The organism is Actinoplanes sp. L3-i22, assembly GCF_019704555.1.
Classification (GTDB): Bacteria; Actinomycetota; Actinomycetes; order Mycobacteriales; family Micromonosporaceae; genus Actinoplanes.
In genome coordinates this window covers 3,917,929-3,942,566 of record NZ_AP024745.1, presented here as the reverse complement: position 1 = coordinate 3,942,566, position 24,638 = coordinate 3,917,929, and the positions used below count along the sequence as shown (strand labels likewise).

At 72.6% G+C, this 24,638-nt stretch carries 21 protein-coding genes; 7 read left to right on the top strand and 14 right to left on the bottom strand.

The features are described 5' to 3' along the window. Nucleotides 1–220: 220 nt before the first annotated feature. Nucleotides 221–982, bottom strand: coding sequence for an SDR family NAD(P)-dependent oxidoreductase (locus L3i22_RS17430; RefSeq protein WP_221328018.1), 762 nt, complete (start codon nt 980–982; stop codon nt 221–223). An 86-nt stretch (nt 983–1,068) separates the two neighbouring features. Between L3i22_RS17430 and L3i22_RS17425 the strand changes: the two genes are divergently transcribed. Beyond that, nucleotides 1,069–1,920, top strand: a complete 852-nt coding sequence (locus L3i22_RS17425; protein WP_221328017.1) for a helix-turn-helix transcriptional regulator — start codon at nt 1,069–1,071, stop codon at nt 1,918–1,920. Between the two features lie 314 nt (nt 1,921–2,234). Further along, nucleotides 2,235–2,987, top strand: coding sequence for a GNAT family N-acetyltransferase (locus tag L3i22_RS17420; protein WP_221328016.1), 753 nt, complete (start codon nt 2,235–2,237; stop codon nt 2,985–2,987). A 24-nt stretch (nt 2,988–3,011) separates the two neighbouring features. Here L3i22_RS17420 and L3i22_RS17415 read toward each other — a convergent pair whose 3' ends face one another. The 3 genes from L3i22_RS17415 to L3i22_RS17405 all read right to left on the bottom strand — a co-directional run bounded on the left by L3i22_RS17415 (nt 3,012) and on the right by L3i22_RS17405 (nt 7,251). Then, nucleotides 3,012–5,516, bottom strand: a complete 2,505-nt coding sequence (locus L3i22_RS17415; protein ID WP_221328015.1) for a hypothetical protein — start codon at nt 5,514–5,516, stop codon at nt 3,012–3,014. After that, complete coding sequence (locus L3i22_RS17410) at nt 5,513–5,875, bottom strand: hypothetical protein (protein WP_221328014.1); 363 nt, start codon at nt 5,873–5,875, stop codon at nt 5,513–5,515. Before L3i22_RS17410 ends, L3i22_RS17415 begins: the two co-directional genes overlap by 4 nt. Before the next feature lie 257 nt (nt 5,876–6,132). Then, complete coding sequence (locus L3i22_RS17405; protein ID WP_221328013.1) at nt 6,133–7,251, bottom strand: cellulose binding domain-containing protein; 1,119 nt, start codon at nt 7,249–7,251, stop codon at nt 6,133–6,135. Between the two features lie 198 nt (nt 7,252–7,449). Here L3i22_RS17405 and L3i22_RS17400 point away from each other — a divergent pair, with 198 nt between their 5' ends. Further along, nucleotides 7,450–8,508, top strand: coding sequence for an RCC1 domain-containing protein (locus L3i22_RS17400; protein WP_221330008.1), 1,059 nt, complete (start codon nt 7,450–7,452; stop codon nt 8,506–8,508). 53 nt (nt 8,509–8,561) lie between these two features. On the opposite strand, the gene L3i22_RS17395 is transcribed toward L3i22_RS17400, so the two are convergent. The 6 genes from L3i22_RS17395 to L3i22_RS17370 form a co-directional block, all read right to left on the bottom strand. Then, nucleotides 8,562–10,178, bottom strand: a complete 1,617-nt coding sequence (locus L3i22_RS17395; RefSeq protein ID WP_221328012.1) for a methyl-accepting chemotaxis protein — start codon at nt 10,176–10,178, stop codon at nt 8,562–8,564. A 57-nt stretch (nt 10,179–10,235) separates the two neighbouring features. Further along, nucleotides 10,236–11,387: a PP2C family protein-serine/threonine phosphatase gene (locus L3i22_RS17390; protein WP_255658328.1), complete on the bottom strand. Its 1,152-nt coding sequence runs from the start codon at nt 11,385–11,387 to the stop codon at nt 10,236–10,238. A gap of 101 nt (nt 11,388–11,488) precedes the next feature. Beyond that, the gene (locus L3i22_RS17385; protein ID WP_221328010.1) at nt 11,489–12,256 is read right to left on the bottom strand and encodes a S9 family peptidase; all 768 of its coding nucleotides are present in this window, start codon (nt 12,254–12,256) and stop codon (nt 11,489–11,491) included. Between the two features lie 66 nt (nt 12,257–12,322). Further along, a complete protein-coding gene (locus L3i22_RS17380; protein ID WP_221328009.1) occupies nt 12,323–13,417 on the bottom strand; it encodes an NAD(P)-binding domain-containing protein in 1,095 nt (364 codons plus the stop codon). Further along, entirely contained in the window at nt 13,404–13,877 is a 474-nt protein-coding gene (locus L3i22_RS17375; protein WP_221328008.1) for a MarR family winged helix-turn-helix transcriptional regulator, read from the bottom strand. The genes L3i22_RS17380 and L3i22_RS17375 overlap by 14 nt, the downstream gene beginning before the upstream one ends. 82 nt (nt 13,878–13,959) lie before the next feature. Continuing rightward, nucleotides 13,960–15,168: a serine/threonine-protein kinase gene (locus tag L3i22_RS17370; protein WP_221328007.1), complete on the bottom strand. Its 1,209-nt coding sequence runs from the start codon at nt 15,166–15,168 to the stop codon at nt 13,960–13,962. 89 nt (nt 15,169–15,257) lie between these two features. Here L3i22_RS17370 and L3i22_RS17365 point away from each other — a divergent pair, with 89 nt between their 5' ends. Together L3i22_RS17365 and L3i22_RS17360 are read left to right on the top strand one after the other, a co-directional pair. Further along, on the top strand, nt 15,258–15,827 hold the full coding sequence (locus L3i22_RS17365) for a hypothetical protein (RefSeq protein WP_221328006.1): 570 nt from the start codon (nt 15,258–15,260) through the stop codon (nt 15,825–15,827). 271 nt (nt 15,828–16,098) lie between these two features. After that, entirely contained in the window at nt 16,099–17,556 is a 1,458-nt protein-coding gene (locus tag L3i22_RS17360) for a cryptochrome/photolyase family protein (RefSeq protein ID WP_221328005.1), read from the top strand. On the opposite strand, the gene L3i22_RS17355 is transcribed toward L3i22_RS17360, so the two are convergent. Beyond that, a complete protein-coding gene (locus L3i22_RS17355) occupies nt 17,557–18,759 on the bottom strand; it encodes a glycosyltransferase (protein WP_221328004.1) in 1,203 nt (400 codons plus the stop codon). A gap of 127 nt (nt 18,760–18,886) precedes the next feature. On the opposite strand from L3i22_RS17355, the gene L3i22_RS17350 reads away from it, so the two are divergent. Continuing rightward, a complete protein-coding gene (locus L3i22_RS17350; protein WP_221328003.1) occupies nt 18,887–19,309 on the top strand; it encodes an ankyrin repeat domain-containing protein in 423 nt (140 codons plus the stop codon). Here the strand turns inward: L3i22_RS17350 and L3i22_RS17345 are convergent. Continuing rightward, nucleotides 19,253–20,644, bottom strand: coding sequence for a PQQ-binding-like beta-propeller repeat protein (locus L3i22_RS17345; RefSeq protein ID WP_221328002.1), 1,392 nt, complete (start codon nt 20,642–20,644; stop codon nt 19,253–19,255). The two genes, L3i22_RS17350 and L3i22_RS17345, sit on opposite strands and share 57 nt — an antisense overlap. Before the next feature lie 74 nt (nt 20,645–20,718). After that, nucleotides 20,719–21,759 carry a glycoside hydrolase family 43 protein gene (locus tag L3i22_RS17340; protein ID WP_221328001.1) on the bottom strand — a complete coding sequence of 347 codons (1,041 nt, stop codon included), beginning with the start codon at nt 21,757–21,759 and terminating at the stop codon, nt 20,719–20,721. A 133-nt stretch (nt 21,760–21,892) separates the two neighbouring features. Between L3i22_RS17340 and L3i22_RS17335 the strand changes: the two genes are divergently transcribed. Beyond that, complete coding sequence (locus L3i22_RS17335) at nt 21,893–23,437, top strand: ricin-type beta-trefoil lectin domain protein (RefSeq protein WP_221328000.1); 1,545 nt, start codon at nt 21,893–21,895, stop codon at nt 23,435–23,437. A 48-nt stretch (nt 23,438–23,485) separates the two neighbouring features. Here the strand turns inward: L3i22_RS17335 and L3i22_RS17330 are convergent, their stop codons facing one another. After that, nucleotides 23,486–24,634, bottom strand: a complete 1,149-nt coding sequence (locus tag L3i22_RS17330) for an MFS transporter (RefSeq protein ID WP_221327999.1) — start codon at nt 24,632–24,634, stop codon at nt 23,486–23,488. Nucleotides 24,635–24,638: the final 4 nt, after the last annotated feature.

Below are 24,638 nucleotides of genomic sequence, written 5' to 3'. Positions count from 1 at the left end.
CAGCCCCCACGACCGAGTTTTCCGGCCATACCGGGCACCACCCAGCAACACAGCCTCAACCCCAGCCACACAGCCCCGGCCCCAGCCGCGCCCAAGCCCCGCCGCTCCAGCCGAGCATCACGCCGCACCCGCCCGAGCACCGCCGCAGCGCGACCGGGCTCGCATCATGCCCGTCCTCGTCAGCCTCCTTCGCCGCACCTCCAATACCGCTGCTGACCGGTCATGCCCGCGCGCCGCCGTCCACGCGCAGGACCGTGCCGGTCACGAACGACGCGTGGTCGCTGAGCAGCCAAGCCACCGCCTGCGCGATCTCCTCCGGCTCGGCCTGCCGGCCGAGCGGGGTCGCCGCGATCAGGCGGGCGGTCAGGCCCGGCGACTCCGACTCCCACGTCTCGATCATTTCGGTCCGGGTGTTGCCCGGTGCCACCGCGTTGACCCGGATGCCCTCCGGCCCGAACGTGATCGCCGCCGACTCGGTGAGGCTGTTCACCGCGCGCTTCATCGCCCCGTACGCCGGCAGCGCCGGATTGCCCGCCAAGCTCCCGACGCTGGAGTTGTTCACGATCGCGCCCCGGCCGGCCGTCGCCCGGATCGCCGCGACCTGTGCGTTCATCGCCAGCCAGACGCTCTTCAGATTGACCGTGTAGAGCCGGTCGAAATCCTCCTCACCGACCTGGTCGATCGGCCCGGGCGGCGTGATCGTCGCGCCGTTGTTGAACGCCACGTCGAGCCGCCCGAACCGATCGACCGCATGCGCCACGGCCGCCTTGATCGACTCGGGGTCGGCGAGGTCGCAGGTTATGTAGTCAGCTGTCCCGCCGGCCGAGCGGATCTCCTCGGTAACGGCTTTGAGCTGGGCCTCGGTGCGCGCGGTCAGCACCACCCGGGCCCCCTCGCGGGCGAACAGCCGGGCCGCGGCGGCCCCGATGCCCCGCCCGGCGCCACTGATGAAAGCAACTTTGTCGCTGAGCAGATCGGTCATGCCGGCAAGGTTGCCCCGCCCCGAGCGCCGTTGCCAGGGAGCGTCGCTCCCTGTTTAAGACCTCGCGAGGCGAGCAGAATCGAGGCATGGATCGACGGGAACTGGCCGACTTCCTGAGAAGCCGGCGTGAGCGCATCAGCCCGGCCGACGCCGGCCTGCCCGCCGGTTCGCGCCGCCGCACCCCTGGCCTGCGCCGTGAGGAGGCAGCCCAGCTGGCCCACATCTCCACGGAGTATTACGCCCGCCTGGAGCAGGCCCGAGGCCCGCGCCCGTCCCGCGAGGTGCTCTCCGGCCTGGCCCGGGCCCTGCGCCTGACCGACGCCGAGCGCGTCCACCTGCACCACCTCGCCGGCGAGCCGCCGCTGCCCCCGGCCGGCCCGTCCCGCGAGGTCCGCCAGAGCATCCTCGACCTGATCAGCCGCCTCCCCCACGCGGCCGCCACGGTCATCTCCGCCACCTTCGAGGTGCTCGCCTGGAACGATCTGGCCGCCGCCCTCCTGGAGGACTTCTCCGCCATCCCCCGCCGCGACCGCAACCTGGTCCGCCGGGTCTTCCTAGGCCCAAACCCCAAAGGCCGGCGACTGTACGGCGTTTCCGACGCCCCCGCCTACGCCCGTTCCTCGGCCCGTCGCCTGCGGGCGGCAGCCGCCCGTTATCCCGACGATCCCGAGCTGGCCGCACTGATCAGCGACCTGTCCGCCGGCAGCCCCGAGTTCCGTGAGCTGTGGTCCTCCCACGACGTCGCGGAGGACCCCACCCTGGTCAAGACGTTCCAGCACCCACTGGTCGGCCCGGTCACGGTGAACTGCGACGTCCTCGACATCACCGCCCAGGACCAGCGCCTGATCATCTACACCGCCGTCCCCGGTTCCCCTTCCGAGCAGGCCCTCCGCCTCCTCTCGGTGATCGGAACCCAGCGCATGGACGTCCCGGGATAGGCGGCGCCGTTGAAGATTTCAAACACCTGACCTGCTGGTGTAGACGGAAAGTCTCCACCGCCGATCTGCCCAGCGGCAGAGTAGCCGAGCGACAGAGCGGCCAAGGGGCCGACGGGCCGAGCGGCCGGGCGGCAGCGCGGCCAAGAGCCGACGGGCCGACGGGCTGCAGGGCTGCAGGGCTGCAGGGCTGCAGGGCGATGGTTGGAGAGGTTGGTTGGGGGTCTTGGGGAGAAAAATGGCTTTGCTGGGGTGGGGTGGGGGTGTTGGGTGAGCGCGTGAATCTTGGTGACGTGGTTGGGCTGTTTGATCGGCAGATGCGGCGGGATGCTGTGGTCGGGGGCGTCTCGACGCGGATGGAGCGTGGGGAGCGGGTTGTTCGGCATGTGGGGGCGGCGGATGCCTGGAACGCCGTGCTGTGGTCGGATCTTGATGAGGACACTGCGGATGCGGTGATCGCCGAGCAGGCTCGGTACTTCGGCGGGCTCGGGGTCGAGGTGGAGTGGAAGCTCTACAGCCATGATCGGCCGGCGGATCTCGGGGAGCGGCTGGTCAAGGCCGGGTTCGTGCCGGACGAGCCGGAGACGCTGATGGTCGCGCAGATCAGTGAGTTGGATCTGGACTTCGCCACGCCGGACGGGATCCGGCTGGTGCCGGTGACCGACGAGGCCGGGGTGGATCTGATGTTCCGGGCCACCGAGGCGGCGTTCGGGCATTCGAGCGGCTCGCTGCGCGACCAGGTGCTGGCGAAGCTCCGCGAGGACCCGGAGGGCACCCGGGCCGTCGTGGCGATGGCCGGTGACGTGCCGGTCTCCGGGGCGCGGATGGACCTGCACGAGGGCACCGCGTTCGCCAGCCTCTGGGGCGGCGGCACGGTGGCCGAGTGGCGCGGGCGGGGCATCTACCGGGCGCTCGTGACCCATCGCGCCCGGATCGCGGCCGACCACGGGTACGAGTATCTGCAGGTCGACGCGTCGGACCAGAGCCGCCCGATCCTGCAGCGGCTCGGGTTCGAGGCGCTCGGCACCACGACGCCATACCTGCGCAAGCCCGGAGTTGATCAGGCCTGAGACGCGAACCGGCCGGACCGTGAATCAGCGGTCCTGACCGGTGCCGTAGACCGTCGCGTGGCCACCCGGCGTGGAGTTATGCCGGTTCTGCCCGGGAAATGACGGCGAGGGCGGCGGCGAGGGCAGCAACGGCGACGACGCAGGCGGCGAGGGCCGCAACGGCGCCGGCAACGGCGACGAAGACGGCGGCGGCGCGGGCTGCGAGGGCCGCGGCGGCGAGGGCCACGAGGGCTGCGAGGGCTGCGAGGGCTGCGAGGGCCGCGAGGGCCGCGGCGGCGAGGGCTGCGAGGGCCGCGGCGGCGAGGGCTGCGAGGGCCGCGGCGGCGAGGGCTGCGAGGGCCGCGGCTGCGAGGGCTGCGAGGGCTGCGAGGGCTGCGAGGGCGGCAACGACACGGGCGGGGGCGGCAGCGACGACGAGGGCAGCGAGGGCCGCCGGCGAGGCGAGCGGCGATACATCCGGTTGAGTTCGAGCCCGATCCACTCCCGCCCCTCGGCCGCCACCGCTTCCAGGACCCGGAGGGCGCCGGACACTCCCGAGCTGTCCCGGGCCAGCCCGGCCAGCTCGTCCGGGGACTCCCGGCGCCCGTCGATCGTCTCCAGCGCGAAGTGGTCCACCAGCACCCGGATCTTCGACCCGTCCACCAGGGCCAGCTCGAGCGCCTCCCGCCGCACCACCTTGTCCCGCTGCACCGCGGACTCGTCGTCGCTGAGCACCCGCGGTTGGCCGTCGTCGAACCGGACGCCCACCTCCTTCACCTTGGCCGAGACGATCGCCCGGTACTGGAAGTTGTCGCGCTGCTCGCCGACGAACTTGCCGGCGGCGAACTCCAGGCGGGCCTGCACCTTGCGGACCCCACCGGCGGTCAGCAGGAAGAGCAGCACCGTGTACGCCGAGTGCCGGAACGGCCCGCCGACGAACCGGGCCCGGACGCTGCCCGGCGCCGCCTCGGTCAGGATCACGTGCGTGAACACCTCGTGGCTGGTGAGGCGCCCGTCGATCATCACCCCCCGTTTGAAGTACGCGAGGTCGAGCGCCAGCCACTGCCCCATCTCGACGTCGCTCGGCCGGTCCGCGAGCCAGGCGACCCGCCGCTGGTGGGCGGCCCGCTCGGTGTCCCACCGGCGGTCGAACTCGGCGGTGTCGAGGACGACCCGGCGGCGTTCGCCGTACAGCACCATGGCGCCGCCGCGGGCGACCCGGGCGGCGGCGTACAGCATGCCGACGGCGACCACGAGCGAGAAGAACTGGCTGCCGTTCTCCAGCGTCAGCAGGGTCAGCACGGACAGCACGGCGGCCGCCGCGAGCGCCGCGAGGCCGCCGAGGAAGGCGGGCGGCGCGACGGGTGCGGTGGCCCGGTCGCGGCGGAACTCGTCGAGGCCGCCGGCCTTCCAGCGCCGGGCGATGTCGTCGGCGTGGTGGTTGACCAGCCAGTTGATCGCGGCGGCCGGCACCCCGGCGTAGGCGTAGAGGTCGACCAGGTCGCCGTAGAGGGCCGACCGCAGTCCCCAGGTCTCCCGCCAGTACGCCTCCCGGCTCTGGTCGGCGGGCTGCCGCTGGGCGAAGGCCGCGTCGATCATCGCGGTGACCGCGTCGGTGAAGCCCTCCTCGGGCGCGGAGTTGCCGGGCCGCACGATCGCGGGCCGTTCGCCCCGGGTCAGTTCGGCCTCCTGGGCGTCGCGGCGGCTGCGCAGGTAGACGCGTTCCATCAGGTGCCGGCCGGCGTACCAGCCGCCGGCCCCGAGCAGCACCGGGACCAGCAGGACGGCGAGCACGCTCACCTCGGCCAGCGCGGCCAGCAGGATCCAGAGTCCGAGCAGCGCGATCCCGGCGCCGCCTGCGACCGGGCGCCAGGCCGCGCCGGGCGGGGTGAGCACGGGCACCTTGCGGACCGGCGGCGCCGGGTCCGGTTCGAAGAACTTCGGCACCCGGCTACGGCGGTCCCCGGCCATCCGCTCGGCCCGGATGCGTTCCCTGCCGGACTGGTCGGCGTCGTCCTCGACCAGGTGCGCCAGGAGCTGATCGAGGTGGCGTTCGATCTCCTGCCGGTCGCTGCCGGGCAGTTCGGCGTGGTGGCGCAGCGCCTCGGCGCAGGCGACCGGGTTCGGCTGCCCGTCCGGCCCGATCTCGCTGAGCGCGTCGACGAAGAGCTGGATGACCAGCGTGCACCGCCAGTAACGTCCGCTGGGCCGGGCGGCGGCCATCGCGAAGGCGTGTTCCAGGGCGGCGAAGTCGTCCCGGTCGAGCGCGGCCAGCCGGCGGCCGCTGAGCACGGCCAGCGCCCAGTAGTAGGCGACCTCCGGGGCGTCCAGCCCACCCTCCATCACGGCGGCCCGGATCAGCCGGCGGGCCTCGCCGGGCAGGCCGGCGCGCAGGTAGTTGACCGCCACCCGGAACTGCTCCCCCGGCGCGGCGTTCCCGGCCACCTGGTAGATGTGGGCGTCACCGTGCAGCACGCCGATCTGGCTGCCGACGTACGCCTGCCCGTCGGTGTGGAAGATCTGGTCGGCGCCGGTGTCCCAGGTGGTCATGCGCCGTGGCCTTCGACGGCGGACACGATCGCGGCGATCTGGGCGCCGAACCCGGCCACCCCGGCGAGCAGGCCGAAGAGGTTGTGCAGCGCCCGGCGGACCTGTCCGCGCCGCTCGTCGTCGGTGGCCGGGAGGGCCGCCCCGGCCACGTCGAGCTCCTGCCGGGCACCGTCCAGGGTGGCCGTGTCGATCTCGCCGCGCTGGTGCGCCCGGCTCAGCGCGGTCCGCAGCCGGTCGAGGTCGGCGGCGACGCCCACCAGCACGCCGGCGCCCTGGTGGAGGTCGCCGCTCAGCTGGCCGATCTGGACGCCGACGGCGGCGTTCCCGGTCGTGTTGAACTGCTGGTGAAAGGTGTTCATCGTCTTCTCTCGTCGGCAACGCTGGGCCGGGCCACCCGGCAGAGGAGCCGGTTCCGGCCCCGGGAAGGAGCCGGTCAGGCCTGTGACAGGGTTGCGGCCGGGGCCGGGCCGGGAAAGCGGCCGATGAGGGGATGAACTCGGCACACCGCGCTCACCAGGGCATTTGCGGCGTGCCGGAAGACGACAGCATCCGTTCAGGTGTCAGCCGGACGGGGTGGACCGGGCCCGGTGGACGTTCCGGGCCCGGTCGCCGGCGGTCAGGCCCGGGTGCAGGCCGCGCCGTTGAGCGTGAACGCCGCCGGGCCGGCGAACGATCCGCTGTAGGTGCCCTGGAAGCCGAACGAGGTGCTGCCCCCGGCCGGGATGCTGCCGTTGTGGGCCGCGTTGCGGGCGATGATCGCGCCGGAGGTGCCGCTCAGCGCGGCGTTCCAGGAGCCGGTGATCGACTGGCCGCCGGGCAGCGTGAAGCCGAGTGCCCAGCCGTCGATCGCGCCGGTGCCGGTGTTGGCCACGGTCACGGTCGCGGTGAACCCGGTGTTCCAGACGTTGGTCCCGTAGGTGACCCGGCAGGCGGCCGTCCCGGTGGGCGGGGTCGAGGGCGGGGTCGAGGTGCCGCCGCCACCGTTGACCGCGGCGGAGAAGTCGGTGACGGCCAGGCCGGCGCCGCCGATCCACGGCTCGAACCCGGCCTGGATGCTGGTCAGGTACCACGAGCTGGTGATCGCGCCGCGGTTCTTCACGTCGTTGACGAAGTCGAGCACGCTGAAGTTCCAGCTGCTGATCGCCGACGGCGCCACGTACGAGACCACCGCGTTGGACCCGTTGCTGCCCTGCCACACGTCCCAGGTCCGGCCGCCGATCGTGGCCGAGCCGACCTTGGAGCCGATCGGCTGGATCGAGCCCTGCCGGTTGAACCAGATCATGATCTCCTGGGCGTTGACCCCGTCCTTGCGCGGCGACGGGTCGAGCCAGATGTCGTACGCCGCGTCGTAGGTCGCCCCGGACACGTAGCTGTAACTGATGTTGCTGGTCGCGCTGGAGATCGCGCTGACCTGCATCGGCAGGTTGGTGCCGGGCGAGCAGTTGGTGTAGTGGCAACCGAGGTAGATCGCCGGGTACGACACCGGGGCGCCGCTGGTGTTGCCGACGCCCTGCTGGCTGGTGATGGCGAAGCCGCTGCCGGTGACGTTGATGCACTGCTGGGCGCTGGTGCCCCAGCGGTTGTTCATGACCACGTACCGGCCACCGACCGTGGTGGAACCGTACTGGTCGCAGATCTGGGTGTCGGCCTGGGCCGGCCCGGCCAGGGCGACACCGGTGAGTCCCGCGGCGGCGAGCAGGCCGGCCGCGAGCAGTGCACGGAGCGAACGTCTCATGGGGAGCAACCTTTCAAGGCTTGGGAGCGCTCCCAGCGGACGGTACAGATGTTTCTCGATTGTTTCTAGCCAGCGTCGTTCATCAATGATAGGAAACTTACAGAGCGCGCTGGGAGCGCTCCCAATCAGAGACCGGGAGAACCACACGTGAAAGCACTCCTCGCGGCGGCGATCACCGCCGGACTGGCCGTGCTCGCCATGGCCGGGCCGGCCTCGGCCGCCTCAGGCGCCGGCTACGCCCACACCTGCGCGATCAAGAGCGGCGCGCTGTCCTGCTGGGGCGGCAACTACAGCGGCCAGCTCGGCGACGGCACCACCACCGGCCGCACCGCACCGGCCCGCGTCGGCACCGCCACCACCTGGGCCACCGTCGACGCCGGCACCAGCTACACCTGCGCGACCCAGACCACCGGGACGCTGTGGTGCTGGGGCGCCAACAGCCGCGGGCAGCTCGGCGACGGCACCACCACCAGCCGCAACGTCCCGACCCAGGTCGGCACCGCGACCACCTGGGCGACGGTGAGCGCCGGCGACGCGCACACCTGCGCGACGCGGACCGACGGCACGCTGTGGTGCTGGGGCTTCAACCGGCTCGGGCAGATCGGCACCGACCCGTCCGACGTCTACTACGCGACCGCGCCGCGGCAGGTCGGCACCGCGACCAGCTGGGCGAACGTGAGCACCGGCTTCGGGCACAGCTGCGCCACCCGCACCGACCACACGCTGTGGTGCTGGGGCGACAACGGCGACGGGCAGCTCGGCCTGGGCAACCGGCTCGCGTCGACGACTCCGGCGCAGGTCGGCACCGCGACCACCTGGGCGAACGTGACCGCGGGCTACGCCTTCAACTGCGCGACCCGCACCGACGGGACGCTGTGGTGCTGGGGCGACAACGGGTACGGCCAGCTGGGCACCGGCACCACCTACCAGACCGCGCCGGTGCAGGTCGGCACGGGCACCGACTGGGCGCGGGCGGACGCCGGCTTCAACACGGTGTGCGCGAACCAGACCGGCGGCTCGTTGTGGTGCTGGGGCAACAACATGGCCGGCGCGGTCGGCAACGGAACGACCACGAACCAGAGCGTTCCGGTACGGGTCGGCACCGCCACCACCTGGACCAGCGATCACGTGACCGGGTACCACACGTGCGCGGCCCGCACCGACGCGAGCCTGTGGTGCTGGGGCAACAACGCCAACGGTCAGCTCGGCGACGGGACCACCACGCAACGCCTCGCCCCGGCGCAGGTGACGCTCTGACCGCCCGTACCGTCGCAATCGTCTCTTGATTTTGATCTTGGAGAACTTGATCCTCAGGCGGCGTAGTGGAACCGGGAGACCAGATTGCGCAGGTCGCTGGACATCCGGGCGAGCTCCGCGGTGGCCTGCTGGGCCTGGGTGACGCCCTCGGTGGTCTGCTGGGCGGCGAGGGCGACCGTGGCGACGTTCGAGGCGATCTGCTCGGCGTTGACCGCGGTGTCCGAGATGCTGCGATTCATCTCCGCGGTCGTGGAGGTCTGCTCCTCGAGCGCGGAGGCGATCGTGGTCTGGTAATCGCTGACCCGGGCGATGATCGAGGCGATCTGGCCGATCGCGGAAACCGCCTTCTCGGTGCCGTCGCGGATCGCGTCGACCCGGCGGGTGACGTCCTCGGTCGCCCGGGCCGTCTCCTGGGCCAGCTCCTTCACCTCACCGGCCACCACGGCGAAGCCCTTGCCCAGCTCACCGGCCCGGGCCGCCTCGATCGTTGCGTTCAGCGCCAGCAGATTCGTCTGCTCGGCGATCGACGTGATCGCCTCGACCACCTCGCCGATCTCCCGCGACGACTGGCCGAGCGCGGCGATCGTGGTGTTCGCCGCCCGCGCGGCCTCCACCGCCGAGGTGACCACGGCGCTGGCCTCGGTGGTGGAGTGCGCGATCTCGCGGATCGAGGCGCCCATCTGCTCGCTGCCGGCCGAGACGGTCTGCACGTTCAGCGACACCTGACCGGCCGCGCCGGCCACCGCCTGCGCCTGGACCGCGGACTCCTCGGCCGACGCGGCGATCTGGACGGACGTGTTGGTCATCTCCTCGGCGGCGGCCGCGAGCGACGTCGCCGAGTCGTCGATGGTGTGCATCGCCCCGCCGAGCGCGTCCATGCTGCGGCCCAGCGCGGTGGCCATCGCGGCGATCTCGTCCCGGCCGACCACCGACACCGCGGTGGCCAGATCGCCGTCGGCCAGCAGGTCGAGACGCCGGCGCACCTGGTCGACCGGCCCGGTCACCGAGCGGGTGACGGCGATCGCCAGCAGGATCGCGATCAGCGCCGCCGCCGACCCGGCGATCCAGATCAGCGTCGAGCCGTTGCTCTGCGAGGTGGCGGCGCTGGCCCGCGCGGCGGCGAAGTCGGCGACGGCCACCACGACGATCTTGTCGAGGTTCGTGCTGATCTCCTGGAAGATCTGGATCTCCTTGCCGATCACCAGCCCGTCGGCCTGCTTGATCGCGGCGGTGGTGGCGCGGCCGTAGAGTCCGGCGATCTGAGTGTCGACGGTCAGGAAGTCGTCGGCGAGCGTGGCGATCTGCGCCAGTTCGTCCCGTTCGGTCGCGGTGTTGGCGGCCTCGGACGCGGCGGTGACCGTGGTCTGGAACGTCTTGATCGACTCGAGGAAGGACGCGCGGGACGCGCCGGTGTCCGTGGCGGCGTCGGCGACCCCGCGGTGGGCGTCGAAGGCGTACGCCGTCTGCCAGCCGTTGAAGTCGGCGGCCGAGTACTTGGCGTCCTGCATCAGCCCGGCGAACCGCTGTGCCCGGGCCATCCGGTCCGCCGCGTCACCCTGGTGCTTGGCGGTGGTGAGCGCGGTCGCCATCACCACCAGCAGCAGCACGACGACGAGCGCGAAAGCGGTGGTCAACCGCGTGCCCAGCCGTACCCGATTGAGGATCGTCACCCTCGCATGATTGCCCACAAAACACGGCGATCTGACCGGATCCCGGTTGTCGGACGGTTACCGGCGGCGCCACTGGAGCATCGCGGCGGTCGCGTCGTCGCGCAGTTCGCCCTCCTCGTACGAGATGATCGTGTGGATCAGGCGGCGCATCACCTCCGGCGGCGGGACGTCGGCATCCAGGTTCTCCAGCAGGAACGCGCTGAGCCGGTCCACCCCGAACAGCGCACCCGTCACGTCCCGCGCCTCGGTGATCCCGTCGGTGTAGAAGACCAGCGTGTCCCCCGGCTCCAGCTGCTGCTCGATCACCTCGGGCAACCGGGTCAGCATGTGCCCGAGCCCGAGCGGCAGCGTGTTCGGCGTCGGCAGCTGCGGCAGCGCCCGGCCGCCCCGCAGGAACAACTCGGCCGGATGACCGGCGCTGATCCGCCGGTACGCCCCCGTCGTGATCTCCAGCTCGGCCAGCAGCGCCGTGACGAACGCCCCCGGGTGCTGCGAGCGGATCCACTTGTCGATCGACCGGCAGCTGTCGATCAGGGAAAGACCGGAACGACGGGCATTACGGTACGTATTCAGCGCGAGTGTCGTGAGAGCGCTGGCACTGATCCCGTGCCCGACCGTGTCGAAGAGCGCCACGTGCAGCACGTCGGCGTTGGCCGCATAGTCGAACGCGTCCCCGCCCACCTCGTAGCAGGGTTCGAGCACCGCCGTGATGACGGTCCCGTCGACCGCGAACGTCAGCGGCGGCAGCTGATTCCAGATAATCTCCGCCGCCAGCTGCATCGGCAGCCGTCGCCGGGTGTGCTCGACCGCGTCCCCGTAGAAGCGCCGGCTCGCGATCAACTCGGCGATCAGGGCGGCGATCACCGCGAGATCGGCCCGGTCGGCGTCGTCCGGATATGCCTTCAACCGCAGCTCCAGGACGCCGAGCCGCTCCGCGCCGTGCAGCAGCGGCATCCACAGCGTCCCGTCGTGCCACTGCTCCCGCGCGGTGGTGAAGGCCCGCCCGGCCCGGGTGTCCTCGACCCGGTGCGGGGTCGAGGGATCCAGCGGGTTCGGCCGCAGCGGATGCAGCGCCAGCTGCCCGTAGTCGACCAGCAGCACGGTCGCGGCCTCCGCGTCGAGCAGCGGGGCGGCGGCCGCGAGCACCTCCGGCAGGTCCTCGGCCCGGCCCCGGTGCCGCAGGTCCATGAGCCGCCGCACAGCCTCCATCGACGCGAGCATCGCCCCATCCTCCCACCGAGCGCAGCCATTGCACCTCGGCAGCGACTTACCCACAGTGGCGGGTGATCATGACGATCTACCCGGGACGCTCAGCCGGCGGCGCGGTGGCGGCCCGGGGCGGCCGGGACCGGCTCGGGGGACGCGGCTGATCGCCCGACGGTGCGGCGGGTGCCGGCCGGGCGGTCGTCGAAGAAGCCGAGGATCTCGTCCAGGAAGCGGCGGCGCCACACCGCGTCGGTGAGCGCGTGCGCGGCGCCCGGGATCGCCACCCGGCGGGCGCGCGGGCAGGCCGCCAGGTACGCGGCGATCACCTCGGGCGGGATCACCTCGTCGGCGCCGGACTCGACGATCAGCGTGTCACCGCCGTACCCCCGCAGGCTTCGCGTCGCCGGGGAGGGGACCGCCTCCGAGTGCACGGGCGGGCCGAGGAACCGGTCGAGCATGTCGTCGCCGTACAGGCCCGGGGCGCGGAGCAGCAGTTTGCTGACCGGCCGGCGCCCGGCCAGGATCGACGCGAGGAAGGCGCCGTAGCTCGCGCCGCACACCCCGATCGCGTCCGGGTCGACGGTGGGCTGCCCGGCCAGCACGTCGTAGGCCGCGGTGACCTGCTCGATGTGGTCACGCGGAGTCAGCCGGGTGAGGTCGCCGCCGGACTCGCCGTGCCCGCCCAGGTCGAGAGTCAGGCAGGTGAGGCCGAGTTCCTCGACGACCGCGCGCGCCCGTTCCTGATATCCGCCCTGGTCACTGTGCATGCCGTGGAGGAACAGCAGCCCCGGGCGCCGCTGCCCGGCCGCGCCCGGCCACACCGTCGCCGCCAGGTCGATCCCGTCCACCGTCACCACGGTCCGCGATGTCACCGGGCGAGCCTAGCGGCCCCGAGGGGCGGAACCGCCGCGGCACGGGTCCCCTTCGGAGTGACTCCCTCAGCCCCGGACCGGGGCCGGTGCGAGGTGTTTGATCAGCGCGCCGACCGCTTCCCGGCCGGCCCGGTTGGCGCCGACCGTCGACTGCGACGGACCGAAACCGATCAGGTGCACCCGGGGTTCGCCGGCCACCTGGGTGCCGATCAGCTGAATGCCGCCGTGCTCGTTCCGCAGGCCCAGCGGGTCGAGATGAGCCAGTGCGGCCTTGAATCCGGTCGCCCACAGGATCACGTCCACGCCGGTGAACGAGCCGTCCGCCTCGCGCACCCCGAACGGCTCGATCGCGGTGAACATCGGCCGCCGTTCCAGCGCGCCGCGCGCTTTCGCCGCGATCGCATAGGGCGTCCAGGCCAGCCCGGTGTAGGAGACCACACTTCCGGTCGGGCGGCCCGCCTCGACGTCCGCGACGACCCTGGCGATCGTTTCCCGGCCGGCCACCTCGGGCTCGAAGCCGTCGGTCCGGAAAACCGGCTCGCGCCGCGTGTACCAGTACGTCGTCGCCGTCCGGGAGATCTCCTCCAGCAATTGGACCGCCGAGATTCCGCCGCCGACGACCGCGACCCGCCGGCCCGCGAATTGCGACGCCGACACGTATTCACTCGTGTGCAGCTGCAGCCCGGTGAACGTTTCCTGGCCCGGGTAGTGGGGCCGCACCGGATTCGTCCAGGTGCCTGTCGCATTGACGATCGCCTGGGTGACCCACTCCCCCTGATCGGTCTCAACGACAAGATCAGACCCATTTTCCCGTACGGCCTCAACCGTCACCGGGCGCAGGATCGGCAATGCGGCGACCCGCTCGAAGTCGGCGAAATACCGTGGCACGGCCGTGCGACTGGGCTCACCGGGATCGATCGGCGGCTTCGGGAAGCGGGGCAGGTCGAAGATCCCGTTGACCGTCGCCATGTGCAGCGACTCCCACCGGTGACTCCACGCGCCGCCCGGTTTCGCGGCGGCGTCCAGGACCACGAACGTACGGCCGGAAGGGTTGGTGATCGCGTCGGCGAAGCCGCGCCGCTTCAGGTGATAGGCGGCCGAGAGGCCGGCCTGGCCGCCGCCGATGACCACCACCGTGGCCCGGCGCTCAGCGATCGGCATCGGGCACCGCCAGATGGGCCCGCAGCGCCGCCGCGATCTCCTCGGCCGCGGCCAGCTGCGCGGGCGTCAGCGCGTCGACGAACAGCTCCCGCACGGCCCGCAGATGCGGCACGGTGGCGGCCCGGAACGCCTGGTCACCGTCGGGCGCGAGGACGATCTCGGCGCCCCGGCTGTCGGTCGGGCAGTCCTCCCGGCGGATCAGCCCGCGGCGCTCCATCCGGCCCAGGTGGTGCGACAGGCGGCTGCGCTCCCAGCCGATCCGCACGGCCAGGTCGGACGACCGCAGCCGGCTCCCGGGGGCCTCGCTGAGCGCGAGCAGCACCGGATAGTCGCTGGTCGAGAGCCCGGTGTCGGTCTGCAGCCGGCCGGCGACCCGGCCCCGGAGCGCGTCGGTGGTCTCCACGAAGTCGCGCCAGACGCGCAGCTCCTCGCGGGTGGGCAGTCGTCGTGACCCGGCCATGCGCCACCTCCTTGATTGACGCGTCAACCATAACGCCGGCCGGGCGGAGGTGATCAGTGTCCTTGGCGACAGTGCCGGGCGCTCACGGTTTCTTCGGTGGCTTGGCCGGCTTCTCGGCCTTGACCTTCGGTTTCGCGGCCTTCCCTTTCGGCGCCGGCGCCACCGGGGCCGCGGCCGGGATCCGCGCGACCGGGTCGGTGGTCCGCTGAACGACGGACGTGGCCCGGACGGTGGTGGTCTGGACGGTGGTGACCGGCGGGACGGTCGCCGACGTCGACGGGCTGGTGCTGCCGGTCGACGCCACCGGACCGGCCGGCGTGTCCCGGCCCCACCAGGCGCCGCCGGCGCTCAGCAGCACCGCGGCCGCGCCGGCGGCGACGAGCAGCGCACGCCGGGGCCGGCGGGCGGCCGCCTCCGGCAGGCCGAGCGTCGGGGCCGCGGCGGCGCTGCGCATCACCCGGGCCGACGGCAGGCCGGCGATCTCGCCGAGCCGCTCGGCGACCTCGATCGCCGACGGCCGGTCGGCGGGCTGCTTGGCCAGGCAGCGCGACACCAGGTGGACGACCGGCGCGGGCAGGCCGGGGATGGCCGGCAGCGCGGCCGGGCGCGCGTACACGTGGGCGCGGACCATCTGGGTGACCGTCGAGGCGTCCCACGGCATCCGGCCGCACAGGGCCAGGTACAGCAGCAGGCCGACGGCGTACACATCGGTGGCCGGCCGCACCGGGCCGCCCGCGATCCGCTCCGGGGCCAGGTAGGCGGGCGTTCCGAGGATCTGGCCGGCCCGCCCGTCGAGCGCTCCCACGGTGGCCGAGATGCCGAAGTCGACGAGCTTCACCCCGACGCTGGTGACCATGACGTTGGCCGGTTTCACGTCCCGGTGCACGATCCCGGCCGCGTGCGCCGCGGCCAGCGCCGACGCGACCTGGGCGCCGACCAGGACCGCCACCTTCCACGGCAGGCTGCCGCCGGTCAGCATGTCGGCCAGGGTCCGGCCGTCGACGAGCTCCATCACGACATAGGACAGTGTCCGCCCGCGGTCGGTGAACTCGCCGTAGTCGTGGACCGCGACGACCGCCGGGTGCCGCAGCCGCGCGGCGGTCCGGGCCTCGTCCCGGATCTGCCGGCGCAGCTCCGGGTCGGCGGCCAGCGCGGCGGAGAGCACCTTGACCGCCACCTCGCGGCCGAGCACCTCGTCGTCGGCGCGCCACACCACCGACATTCCGCCGCGACCGACCCGCTCCCGCAGTCGATACCGGTCCGCTATGAGATCTCCCGAGTCCACGGACATCACCGATTCCCGATGGAACGGCCGGCAAACCTGGCTTCCTCGCCGGGAACGGGGTGGCGTCGCCTGTACACGAAGATCATGCTGCAGGTATGGAGAACCATCTACTCCCGCAGCTCCCGTTGCTCCCGGATGAGCGGGTGCTGTGGGAGGGGCGTCCGCGGCGGACCCGCGTGATCCGGCGGTCCGACACGCTGCTGATCCCGTTCAGTCTGGTGTGGTGCGGGTTCGTGATCTTCTGGGAGAGCCAGGTGCTCGCCGACGGCGCTCCGCTGTTCGCCGTGCTGTGGGGCGTGCCGTTCATCCTGATCGGCATCTACTTCGTCGCCGGCCGGTTCCTGGTGCGCGGGGTCGCGATCAAGCGCACCCGGTACACCATCACCAATCGGCGTCTCCTGGTCCACGGCGGCTGGACCGGCACCCGGGTCACCACCGAATACCTGCGGATCCTGCCCCCGCCGGTGATCACCGAGCGCCCGGACGGCTCCGGCGACCTGGCGTTCGGCGCGTTCCCGGCCCTCACCGAACCGTTCGTCGGCGCTCGCCGGATGGTGTGGCGCACCTGGGCGGCCGAACCCTCCTTCACTCCGATTCTTTGGGACATTTCCGACGTACGGCGGGTCCGCGACTTCGTCGCCCACGCCCAGTCCCAGCCCGGTTGAGCGGCGCACCCGCACGGCAACCGGGGCGCACCCGCGAGCGGCTACCTTGGCGGCGTGTTCGTCTTCGGTGACGAGGATCGCTCCTCGCGTCCCTTCGGTCTGCGGGCCGCGATCGTCCTGGTGGCGGTGCATGGGTCTGGGTCTCGGCACGATGCACCCGGTCGGCGTCCGGGACGACGGTCGCTGCCTGCGCACCGCGTCGTAGTCACCGTCCGGCTGGTTTCCCGCGGCCGGCCCATCGCGGCCGCTTCCGGGCGGCAGGATGGGCGGTATGCGCCGCCGCTGGCTGTTCGCCGATCAACTGGGCCCGCACTTCCTCGACGCTCCCGGGCAGCCCGTCCTGCTCGTCGAGTCGAAGGCGGTGTTCCGGCGGCGGGCGTTCCATCGGCAGAAGGCCCACCTCGTGCTCTCCGCGCTGCGCCACCGGGCCCGGGACGAGAACGTGCGGCTGGTGCGGGCCGAGACGTACGCCGAAGCCGTCGACGAACCGCTCACCGTGTGCCATCCGACCTCCCGGGCCGCCCGCGGCCTGGTCCGGCGGCTGCCGGACGTCGAGATGCTGCCGCCGCGGGGCTTCATCACCGCCCCGGAGGACTTCGTCGCCTGGGCGCGCGGCCGCGATCACCTGCGGCTGGAGGACTTCTACCGGCACGCCCGGGAACGACACGACATCCTGATGGACGGTGCCGAGCCGGCCGACGGCCGGTGGAACCTGGACGCCGAGAACCGTGAGCCGCCACCGCGCGGTGCGACCCGCCTGGACGTCCCGGCGCCGCCGGTGATCACCGAGGACGAGATCGACGCGGAGGTCCGCGCCGACCTGGACCGGTGGGAGCGCGAGGACGGCATCACGTTCGTCGGCAACGACGGGCCGCGGATGTTCCCGGCGACCCGGGCCGAGGCGCTCGCCCGGCTCCGGCACTTCGTCACCCACCGGCTGCCGGCGTTCGGGCCGTACGAGGACGCGATGCTCGCCGGGGACCCGCTGATGGCGCACAGCCTGCTCAGCCCGGCGATCAATCTCGGGCTGCTCGACCCGCTGGAGGTGGTCGAGCGCGTCGAGCGGGCGTACCGGGACGGCTCGGTTCCGCTGGCGAGCGCGGAGGGAATCATCCGCCAGATCCTCGGCTGGCGGGATTTCGTCTGGCACCTGTACTGGTATTTCGAACCGGAGTACCGGGCCCGGAACGAACTGCGCGCCCGGCACGAGCTGCCGAAGTGGTTCGCGGAGCTCAACGCGGACGCGGTCGAGGCGCGGTGCCTGTCGGACGTGCTGGCCGGGGTCCGCGACCGCGGCTGGGTCCACCACATCCCCCGCCTGATGGTCCTCGGCAACTACGCCATGCAGCGGGGCTGGCGCCCGGGCGCGGTCGCCGACTGGTTCCACCGGTGCTTCGTCGACGGCTACGAGTGGGTGATGACGGCCAATGTGATCGGCATGAGCCAGTTCGCCGACGCCGGCCGGATGAGCACCAAGCCGTACGCGGCCGGCGGCGCCTACCTGCATCGGATGAGCGACTACTGCGGTGGCTGCCGCTACCGGCCGACGTCGCGGACCGGGGACGACGCCTGCCCGTACACGGCCGGCTACTGGGCCTTCCTGGCCCGGCACGAGAAGACGTTCGCCGCCAACCATCGGATGCGGCAGCCGCTGCGGGGCCTGCACCGGCTCGCCGACCTGGACGTTCTGCTGGCACAGGAGAGGGCCCGCGGCTCGCGGGCCCCCTGATCACGGATTCAGGAGCAGCTTCGCGGCGGCGTCCGCGCCGTCGGCGGTGATCGTGGCGGCGACGGCCTGCGCCCGTACCCGCAAATCGGGTTTCATGGCGGCCGTGAGCGCGGCGGAGAGTGAGTCGACCGCCGGCGCCGAGCCGTCGTGGGCGACGCCGATGCCCAGCTCGGCGATCCGGGCGGCCCAGCGCGGCTGGTCGGCGATGTGCGGCACGATGACCTGCGGCGTGCCGGAGCGGGCCGCGGTGTGCGTGGTGCCGGCGCCGCCGTGGTGAACGATCGCGGCCATCCGGGGGAACAGCGCCTGCTGGTTGACGTCCCCGACGACGAAGCAGTCCGGGGCGTCGTCGATGCCGGTCAGCCCGGCCCAGCCGCTGGCGAGCACGATCCGGCGGCCCTGCGCGCGGACCGATCCGATCGACACCTGAGCGAGGTCCTTCGAGGTGTACGACGCCATGCTGCCGAAACCGACGTAGACCGGCGGCTCGCCGGCGTCCAGGAACGACTCCAGGCCGGCCGGCAGCGGACGGTCGTCGGGCAGGAACCACGCGCCGGTCTGCACCAGATCGAATTCGGTCGTGCCGGCGGCCGGCCAGAGCACCGGGTCGGCCGCCAGCCAGGGGCGGTCACCGAACACGTAGTCGCGGACGTTGTCGATCGGCGGCAGCCCGATCGCGGCCCGGTGGGTGTTGACCGCCGCGCCGTAGAGCGCGTTCACCCGCTCGGCGTCCTGCGCCCACTGGGTCTTCAGGTCCGCACCGGGCAGCGACGGCGTGCCCGGGCGGCGACCCGGGGCCTCGGTCCGCGACGGCAGCCCGAGCGTGTGGAAACACGCCAGCACGTAGCGGATCCCCAGCTTGTCGGCCACGTCGCGGGCGCCGGCCGGCATCAGGCCGGTCGCCAGCAGCGCGTCACAGCCCCGCCCGGCCGTCATCAGCGTCTCGAACCGGGCCGCGACCAGCGCCGGCGCCAGCTGGAACGCGGCCTGCGCGCCGGGCGGCTTCGGCGCGGCGACCACCGACTTCACCGACGGGCCCAGCCCGATCATCGGCACGCCGGCGCGCTCGAGCAGCACCGCGAAGTCGTCGTCCGGCGGGGCGGCGATCACCGCCTCGCCGCCGCGCCGCTGGATCGCCACCGCCAGCCCGGCCAGCGGCTCGATGTCCCCGCGTGATCCCCATGACGTCAGCAGAACTCGCATCCAGCAACTCCCGTTTTCCCTGGTCCCGGCGTTCGACCAGCGATTCTGCGCCCTGCTGGGGGGCTTGCCGCAAGCCCCGGGTCACGCTATATGTTGGTAGTGGCGGGGAGTGGGTATCGCACCGCCCATGACCGACCTGGACGACGCGACGCCCGCCTTCGCGCACCGCATGTTCGACCTGGCGCGCTCCGGTGACACCGAGGAGCTGGCCGCCGGTGTGGCCGCGGGCCTTCCGGTGAACCTCACCAACGACAAAGGCGACACGCTGCTGATCCTCGCCGCCTACCACTGTCATCCGGACACGGTCGCGGCGCTGCTGGAGCACGGCGCCGACCCGGAACGGGTGAACGATCGCGGTCAGACGGCCCTCGCGGCCGCGGTGTTCCGGCAGCGCGGGGAGATCGTGCGGGCGCTGCTCGCGGCCGGCGCCGACCCCGCCTCCGCCGTGCCGACGGCAGAGTTCTTCCACCTCGCGGAGATGGCCGCGCTGCTCTCAGAACCTCAGCATCTGGACCTTCAGGCCGCCCGCTCCGGCGCCCACCGTGGTTGACACCATCACCCAGCCGTCGCCGATCCCGGTGAGCCAGCCACCGCGCCGGGCCAGCAGCCGGCCGGTCCGCGCGTCGTAGACCAGCACGTAGGGCCGGTCGCCGGTCGCGCCCATCACCGCGACCAGGTCACCCGCGACGACCGCCGCCCAACTGGCCGACGAGCCGGGCAGGCCGGGATCCGGTGCGGCCCAGAGCTTCCGGCCGGTCGCCAGGTCGAGCAGTGCGATCGGCCCGGTCTCCGCGTTGTCGCGGACCAGCAGGCTCCGGTCGTCGCCGGCGATCGGCACGCCCGGTTCCGCGGCGGTCCAGCGGACCTTGCCGGTGGTGACGTCGGTCAGCGTCGCGCGACCGTTCCGGCTCACCGCGGCCACGTCGCTGCCCGAGCCGAGCAGCACGGTGCCGGAGTAGGCCGAGCTGAGCTGCTTCGCGCACTCGCCGTTCGCCTTACGGCCGCTGTAGACCGCGCCGTGCCAGGCGGGCTTCCCGGTGACGGCGTCGACCGCGTCGACCCGCACCGTGCAGTCGTCGTCGCCGGGCGCCGGATCATGGTCGGTGGCGACCAGGGTGTGCCCGGCCGCGAGCAGGTACCAGGCGTGCGGCGCGATCCGGCCGGCGAGCAGGCGGCCCGAGGCCGTGTCCAGCAGCGCGCCCCGGGCCGGGCCCTTGGCCGAGGTCGTGACCGGCAGATAAGCGGTCGCGGCCGGCGCCAGCGGCGATCGCCCGCCGATCACGTTGTCCTGCAGGAAGAAGCCGGGGTCCTTGACGGACCAGAGCGTGGCGCCGTCGGTGACCCGCCGTTTCACCGTGACGCAGGAGTCGTCCGGGCCCGGCCGGCGCGGGCACGGATCCAGGTAGAGCGCGTCGGCCCGAGCCACCATCCGGGCCGGACCGGCGGTGGACCAGGCGATGCGGCCGGTAGCCGGCTCGATCACGTCGAGCGGGCCGTCGTTGCCCTGCTGCACGACGACCATGGCGCCGGCCACGACGAACGTGGTGTCCTTGCTCGCATACGGCAACCGCCACCGCCGGCTGCCGTCGGCGACGTTCAGGCCGAGCAGCGCTGTGCCGTCCAGCAGCACGGCCGTGTCGCCGACCACCTCCGCGGTCCAGGAGCCGGTCTTGGTGTCGGTGGTCCACGCGACCGTGCCGCCGTCACCGTCCGGGCCGGCCGCCGCCGTCTTCCGGACGGCCGTGCCGCCGGCGCTGCCGGACGTGACCGGCGTCGTGTCCGGGCCGTCCGACCCGCCGACGAGCACCGCGACGACCACGGCCGCGACCAGCACCCCGACGACAATGATCAGCACGGCCCACAGTCGGCCTCGATTCACCGGCATGCGTCAACCCCCGTTACACCGCAAGGCCAGGAGCCGCCACCATATCGTCAGCCGACGATCTTCCCGGCCGGGGGCTATTCGAAGAACTTGAGGCTGAAGCCGGTGTCGGTGGTCGCGCCCGGCACGTTCGCCCGGGAGTACGTCGTGTTGCCCCACCAGCAGAACGTGCCGGTGTACCAGTAGCGGTTCGCCCACGCGTACGGCGTCCCCTTCGGCACCGCGTGATACATCAGCGGAAATCGCGGCCCGGCCGGCGGACTGGTCGCGATATCCCCGTTGAGCAGCACGAACGTGTTGTGCCCAGGTCCGTTGACAGTCACCGTCGGATCCCAGCCGGCCATCATCGTGGCGCGGTTCGAGCCGAACAGGCAGCCGTTCGACTTGTACCAGTCCCAGACGTAGGCCGGATCCCCGCCGGCCCGCAGCCGCAGCTCACCGAGGCAGTACTGCTCGCTCCAGCTGCCGTTCGCGGAGTAGACGATGTGCAGCTGCCCGTTCGGGTCCCGGATCGCCTCCGGCCCCTCGTTGATGTACGGATTGCCGACCACCCGCTCCCAGCCCTCCCGCGGCTGCGAGATCACGTAGCGCGCCCCGGTCGTCGCGGTCGGGCTGCTCATCCGGGCGATGTAGAGGTTCTGCTCGACGTTGGTGTCGCCGGCCCACCCGGACCAGACGAACCAGCGCTGCCCGTTGAACACGAACATGGTCCCGTCGATCGCCCATTTGTCGTCGGGCAACACCAGCCGGGTCGCGCCGCCGTAGCCCGACGCGGCGGTCGCGGAGCTGATCACGTACATCCGATGGGCCGAACCGCGTCCGGCGGTGAAATAGATGTAGTACCGCCCACCGTCGAAGTGCACCTCCGGCGCCCACACCTCACCGAGGTTCCCGGTGTCGGTCCAGACCGTGCGGCCTGCGGCAGAAGCCAGACCATCAGGCGAAGAGGCTTGCCGTACGGCGATGCCCGCGCCCGTCGACTGCACGCCGACGTAGGTCCCGCCGACGCGCAGCACGCTCGGGTCGGCGGCCCGCAGGCTGGTCTGTCCCGCGTCGGCCGGAACCGGTGCGACAAGGACGGAAATGATCAGAGTCAATGCGGCGAGCACTCTTCGCATGGCTGCTCCCGGGGGATTTTCATTGACGAGCGTAATTGTTGAGGTTTGTTGACAGTAGAGCGGACACCTGTAAAGAATCAAGCCTGAGAGCGCTCTCTTCCACATCCCCCAACATGTCTGGAAGGACGTCCGGATGCCCCGTATCCTCAAGTCGCTACTGGCCGGCGCGGTCGCCGTCGCCGCGGTCACGGTGAGCCCACCCGCCGGGCACGCCGCCCCCGCCCCGTCGTCCCCGGCCGCCTCGTCGCCGGCCACCCGACTCGATCTCGCGCCCGGCATGCTCGACGCGATGCGCCGTGACCTGCACCTCGACGACGCCCAGATCGCCGCCCGGCTCACCACCGAGGCCGCCGCCCCGGTCGTCGAGAAGCGGCTGCGCGCCCAGCTCGGCAAACACTTCGGCGGCGCCTGGATCCCGACCGGCGCCGGCCGCCTGACGGTCGCCGTGACCAGCAAGGACGACGCCGCGAAGGTCCGCGCGGAGGGCGCCGACCCGGTCGTCGTGGCCCGCGCCGAGAGCGACCTCGACGCCGCCCGCGCCAAACTCGACCGCCGCGCGGCATCGGCCCCGGACGCGATCCGCAGCTGGTACGTCGACCCGGCCGCCAACCGCGTCGTGATCACCACCGAGCCGGGCACCGAGGCCCGGGCCCGCGCGTTCGCGGCGGCCGCCGGCGCCGGCGCGGTCACCGTGCGGACCGCCGCCGAGCAGCCGAAGCCGATGTACGACACGCGCGGCGGCGACCAGTACGTGATCAACGGCAACACGCTCTGCTCGGTCGGCTTCCCGGTCGCCGGCGGCTTCGTCACCGCCGGGCACTGCGGCGGCGCGGGCAGCCCGACGCTCGGCTACAACAACGTCGCCCAGGGGACGTTCGCCGGTTCGTCGTTCCCCGGCAACGACTACGCCTGGGTGCGGACCAACGGCAACTGGGTCTCGCAGCCCTGGGTGAACAACTACGCCGGCGGGAACGTGCTGGTCAGCGGATCGTCGGAGGCCGCGGTCGGCAGCTCGATCTGCCGGTCCGGGCGGACCACCGGCTGGCGCTGCGGCACGCTGCTCGGCAAGAACGAGACGATCAACTACGCCCAGGGCGCGGTCTCCGGCCTGAACCGCAGCAACGCGTGCGCCGAGCCGGGCGACTCCGGCGGCTCGTGGATCTCCGGCAACCAGGCGCAGGGCGTCACCTCCGGCGGCACCGGCAACTGCACCAGCGGCGGCACGATGTGGTTCCAGCCGGTCAACGAGATCCTGTCGGTCTACGGCCTGTCGCTGACCACCGCCGGCGGCAGCGGCGGCACGGCGATCGTCAGTAACTGGAACAACCTCTGCCTCGACGTGCCGAACGGCAACTTCGCCGACGGCGTGCAGGTGCAGACGTGGGACTGCAACGGCAGCGGCGCCCAGAAGTGGGAGGCCACCGGCGGCGCCCTGCGCACCGGCAACAACATGTGCCTGGACGTGCCGTGGGGCTCGACCACCAACGGCGCGGTCATCCAGATCGCCACGTGCAGCGGCAACCCGGCCCAGCAGTGGGTGCTCAGCGCGGCCGGCGACCTGGTCAACCCGCAGGCCAACAAGTGCCTGGACATCGGGGGCTGGGTGAACGGCAACGGCGCGAAGCTGCTCCTGTGGGACTGCCTCGGCGGCGCCAACCAGAAGTGGCGCCGCGGCTGAACTGGTAGGGGTCCGGCCGCCCGCACGGGACCGGCGGGCGGCCGGGGCTCAACTCACCGCGACGGCCGCGCGGGACGGCCAGCGGATCGCCGTCGCGCAGAGGGCGGTGAGGGCGGCCGTACCGGCCACCACCGCCATGCTCCAGGTCAGGCCGACACCCTGGGCGACGAACCCGATCGCCGGCGGCCCGACCAGCAGCCCGGTCGTGCTCATCGTGGCGGCCGCGGTCAGTGCGGTCGTACCGTGCCGGGCGGCGGCCATGTACAGGCACGGGCTGACCGCGGCCATGCCCAGGCCGACGCAGGCAAACCCGGCCAGCGCGGCGTAGGCGCCACCGCCCAGCAGCCCGGCGGCCAGGCCCGCGGCGGCGAGCGTGCCACCGGCCACGACGACGCTCCGGTCGCCCCAGTGGTCCCGCCAGCCGTCGGCGAACAGGCGGGCGAGCAGCATCATGCCCGAGGTCACCGCGATGCCCAGCGGCAGCAGGTGGTCGGCCGCGTGCGCGACGTCCTTGAGGTACAGGGCCGACCAGTCGGTCATCGCGCCCTCGGTGATCGTGGCCAGCAGCATGGCCAGGCCGAGCCAGAGCACCGCGCCGGTCGGCAGGCTCCACTTGCGCCCGGTCGCCGCGGCCGGCGACGGCAGGTCCTCGGGCAGCAACGCCGGGCGCGCCGACAGCGCCAGGACCAGCAGGATCGCGCCGGCCACCGCGAAGTGCACCGGGACCGACCCGGTCGCCGAGGTGACCGCCGAGGCGAGCAGCGCCCCGCCGAAGATGCCACCGCTGAACGTGGCGTGCAGCTTCGCCATCGTGGTCCGCTCGAACGTGCTCTCCAGCGCGGCGCCCTGCGCGTTCATCGCCACGTTCAGGCAGCCGACCGCGACGCCGTCGATCAGCAGCACGCCCAGCGCGAGCGGGTAGCCCGGCACGACGGCCAGCCCGGCCAGCGCCGCGACCAGCACGAACACCGCGGTGACCGCGAGGGTGCGGGAGCCGAGCGCGGCCATCAGCCTGGGCACCAGCGGGGCGGACAGCACCGCGCCCACGCCGGCGGCCAGCAGCAGCACGCCGACCTCGGCGGAGGACAGGTGCAGCCGCTCGGTCAGCGCCGGGATCCGGGCGGCCCAGGTGGAGTACTGGAAACCGAGCGAGCCGAACAGGGCGGCGACCGACAACTGGGCGCGGCGAAACGACACGGGG

Coding starts and splice junctions, on each gene's coding strand:
- L3i22_RS17400 (WP_221330008.1), top strand. CDS start 7,450: ATGGCCGGGCCGGCCTCGGCCGCCTCAGGCGCCGGCTACGCCCACACC.
- L3i22_RS17415 (WP_221328015.1), bottom strand. CDS start 5,516: ATGACCACCTGGGACACCGGCGCCGACCAGATCTTCCACACCGACGGG.
- L3i22_RS17370 (WP_221328007.1), bottom strand. CDS start 15,168: ATGTCCGTGGACTCGGGAGATCTCATAGCGGACCGGTATCGACTGCGG.
- L3i22_RS17350 (WP_221328003.1), top strand. CDS start 18,887: ATGACCGACCTGGACGACGCGACGCCCGCCTTCGCGCACCGCATGTTC.
- L3i22_RS17390 (WP_255658328.1), bottom strand. CDS start 11,387: ATGGAGGCTGTGCGGCGGCTCATGGACCTGCGGCACCGGGGCCGGGCC.
- L3i22_RS17365 (WP_221328006.1), top strand. CDS start 15,258: ATGGAGAACCATCTACTCCCGCAGCTCCCGTTGCTCCCGGATGAGCGG.
- L3i22_RS17405 (WP_221328013.1), bottom strand. CDS start 7,251: ATGAGACGTTCGCTCCGTGCACTGCTCGCGGCCGGCCTGCTCGCCGCC.
- L3i22_RS17380 (WP_221328009.1), bottom strand. CDS start 13,417: ATGCCGATCGCTGAGCGCCGGGCCACGGTGGTGGTCATCGGCGGCGGC.
- L3i22_RS17410 (WP_221328014.1), bottom strand. CDS start 5,875: ATGAACACCTTTCACCAGCAGTTCAACACGACCGGGAACGCCGCCGTC.
- L3i22_RS17355 (WP_221328004.1), bottom strand. CDS start 18,759: ATGCGAGTTCTGCTGACGTCATGGGGATCACGCGGGGACATCGAGCCG.
- L3i22_RS17345 (WP_221328002.1), bottom strand. CDS start 20,644: ATGCCGGTGAATCGAGGCCGACTGTGGGCCGTGCTGATCATTGTCGTC.
- L3i22_RS17335 (WP_221328000.1), top strand. CDS start 21,893: ATGCCCCGTATCCTCAAGTCGCTACTGGCCGGCGCGGTCGCCGTCGCC.
- L3i22_RS17420 (WP_221328016.1), top strand. CDS start 2,235: ATGCGGCGGGATGCTGTGGTCGGGGGCGTCTCGACGCGGATGGAGCGT.
- L3i22_RS17375 (WP_221328008.1), bottom strand. CDS start 13,877: ATGGCCGGGTCACGACGACTGCCCACCCGCGAGGAGCTGCGCGTCTGG.
- L3i22_RS17360 (WP_221328005.1), top strand. CDS start 16,099: ATGCGCCGCCGCTGGCTGTTCGCCGATCAACTGGGCCCGCACTTCCTC.
- L3i22_RS17430 (WP_221328018.1), bottom strand. CDS start 982: ATGACCGATCTGCTCAGCGACAAAGTTGCTTTCATCAGTGGCGCCGGG.
- L3i22_RS17340 (WP_221328001.1), bottom strand. CDS start 21,759: ATGCGAAGAGTGCTCGCCGCATTGACTCTGATCATTTCCGTCCTTGTC.
- L3i22_RS17425 (WP_221328017.1), top strand. CDS start 1,069: ATGGATCGACGGGAACTGGCCGACTTCCTGAGAAGCCGGCGTGAGCGC.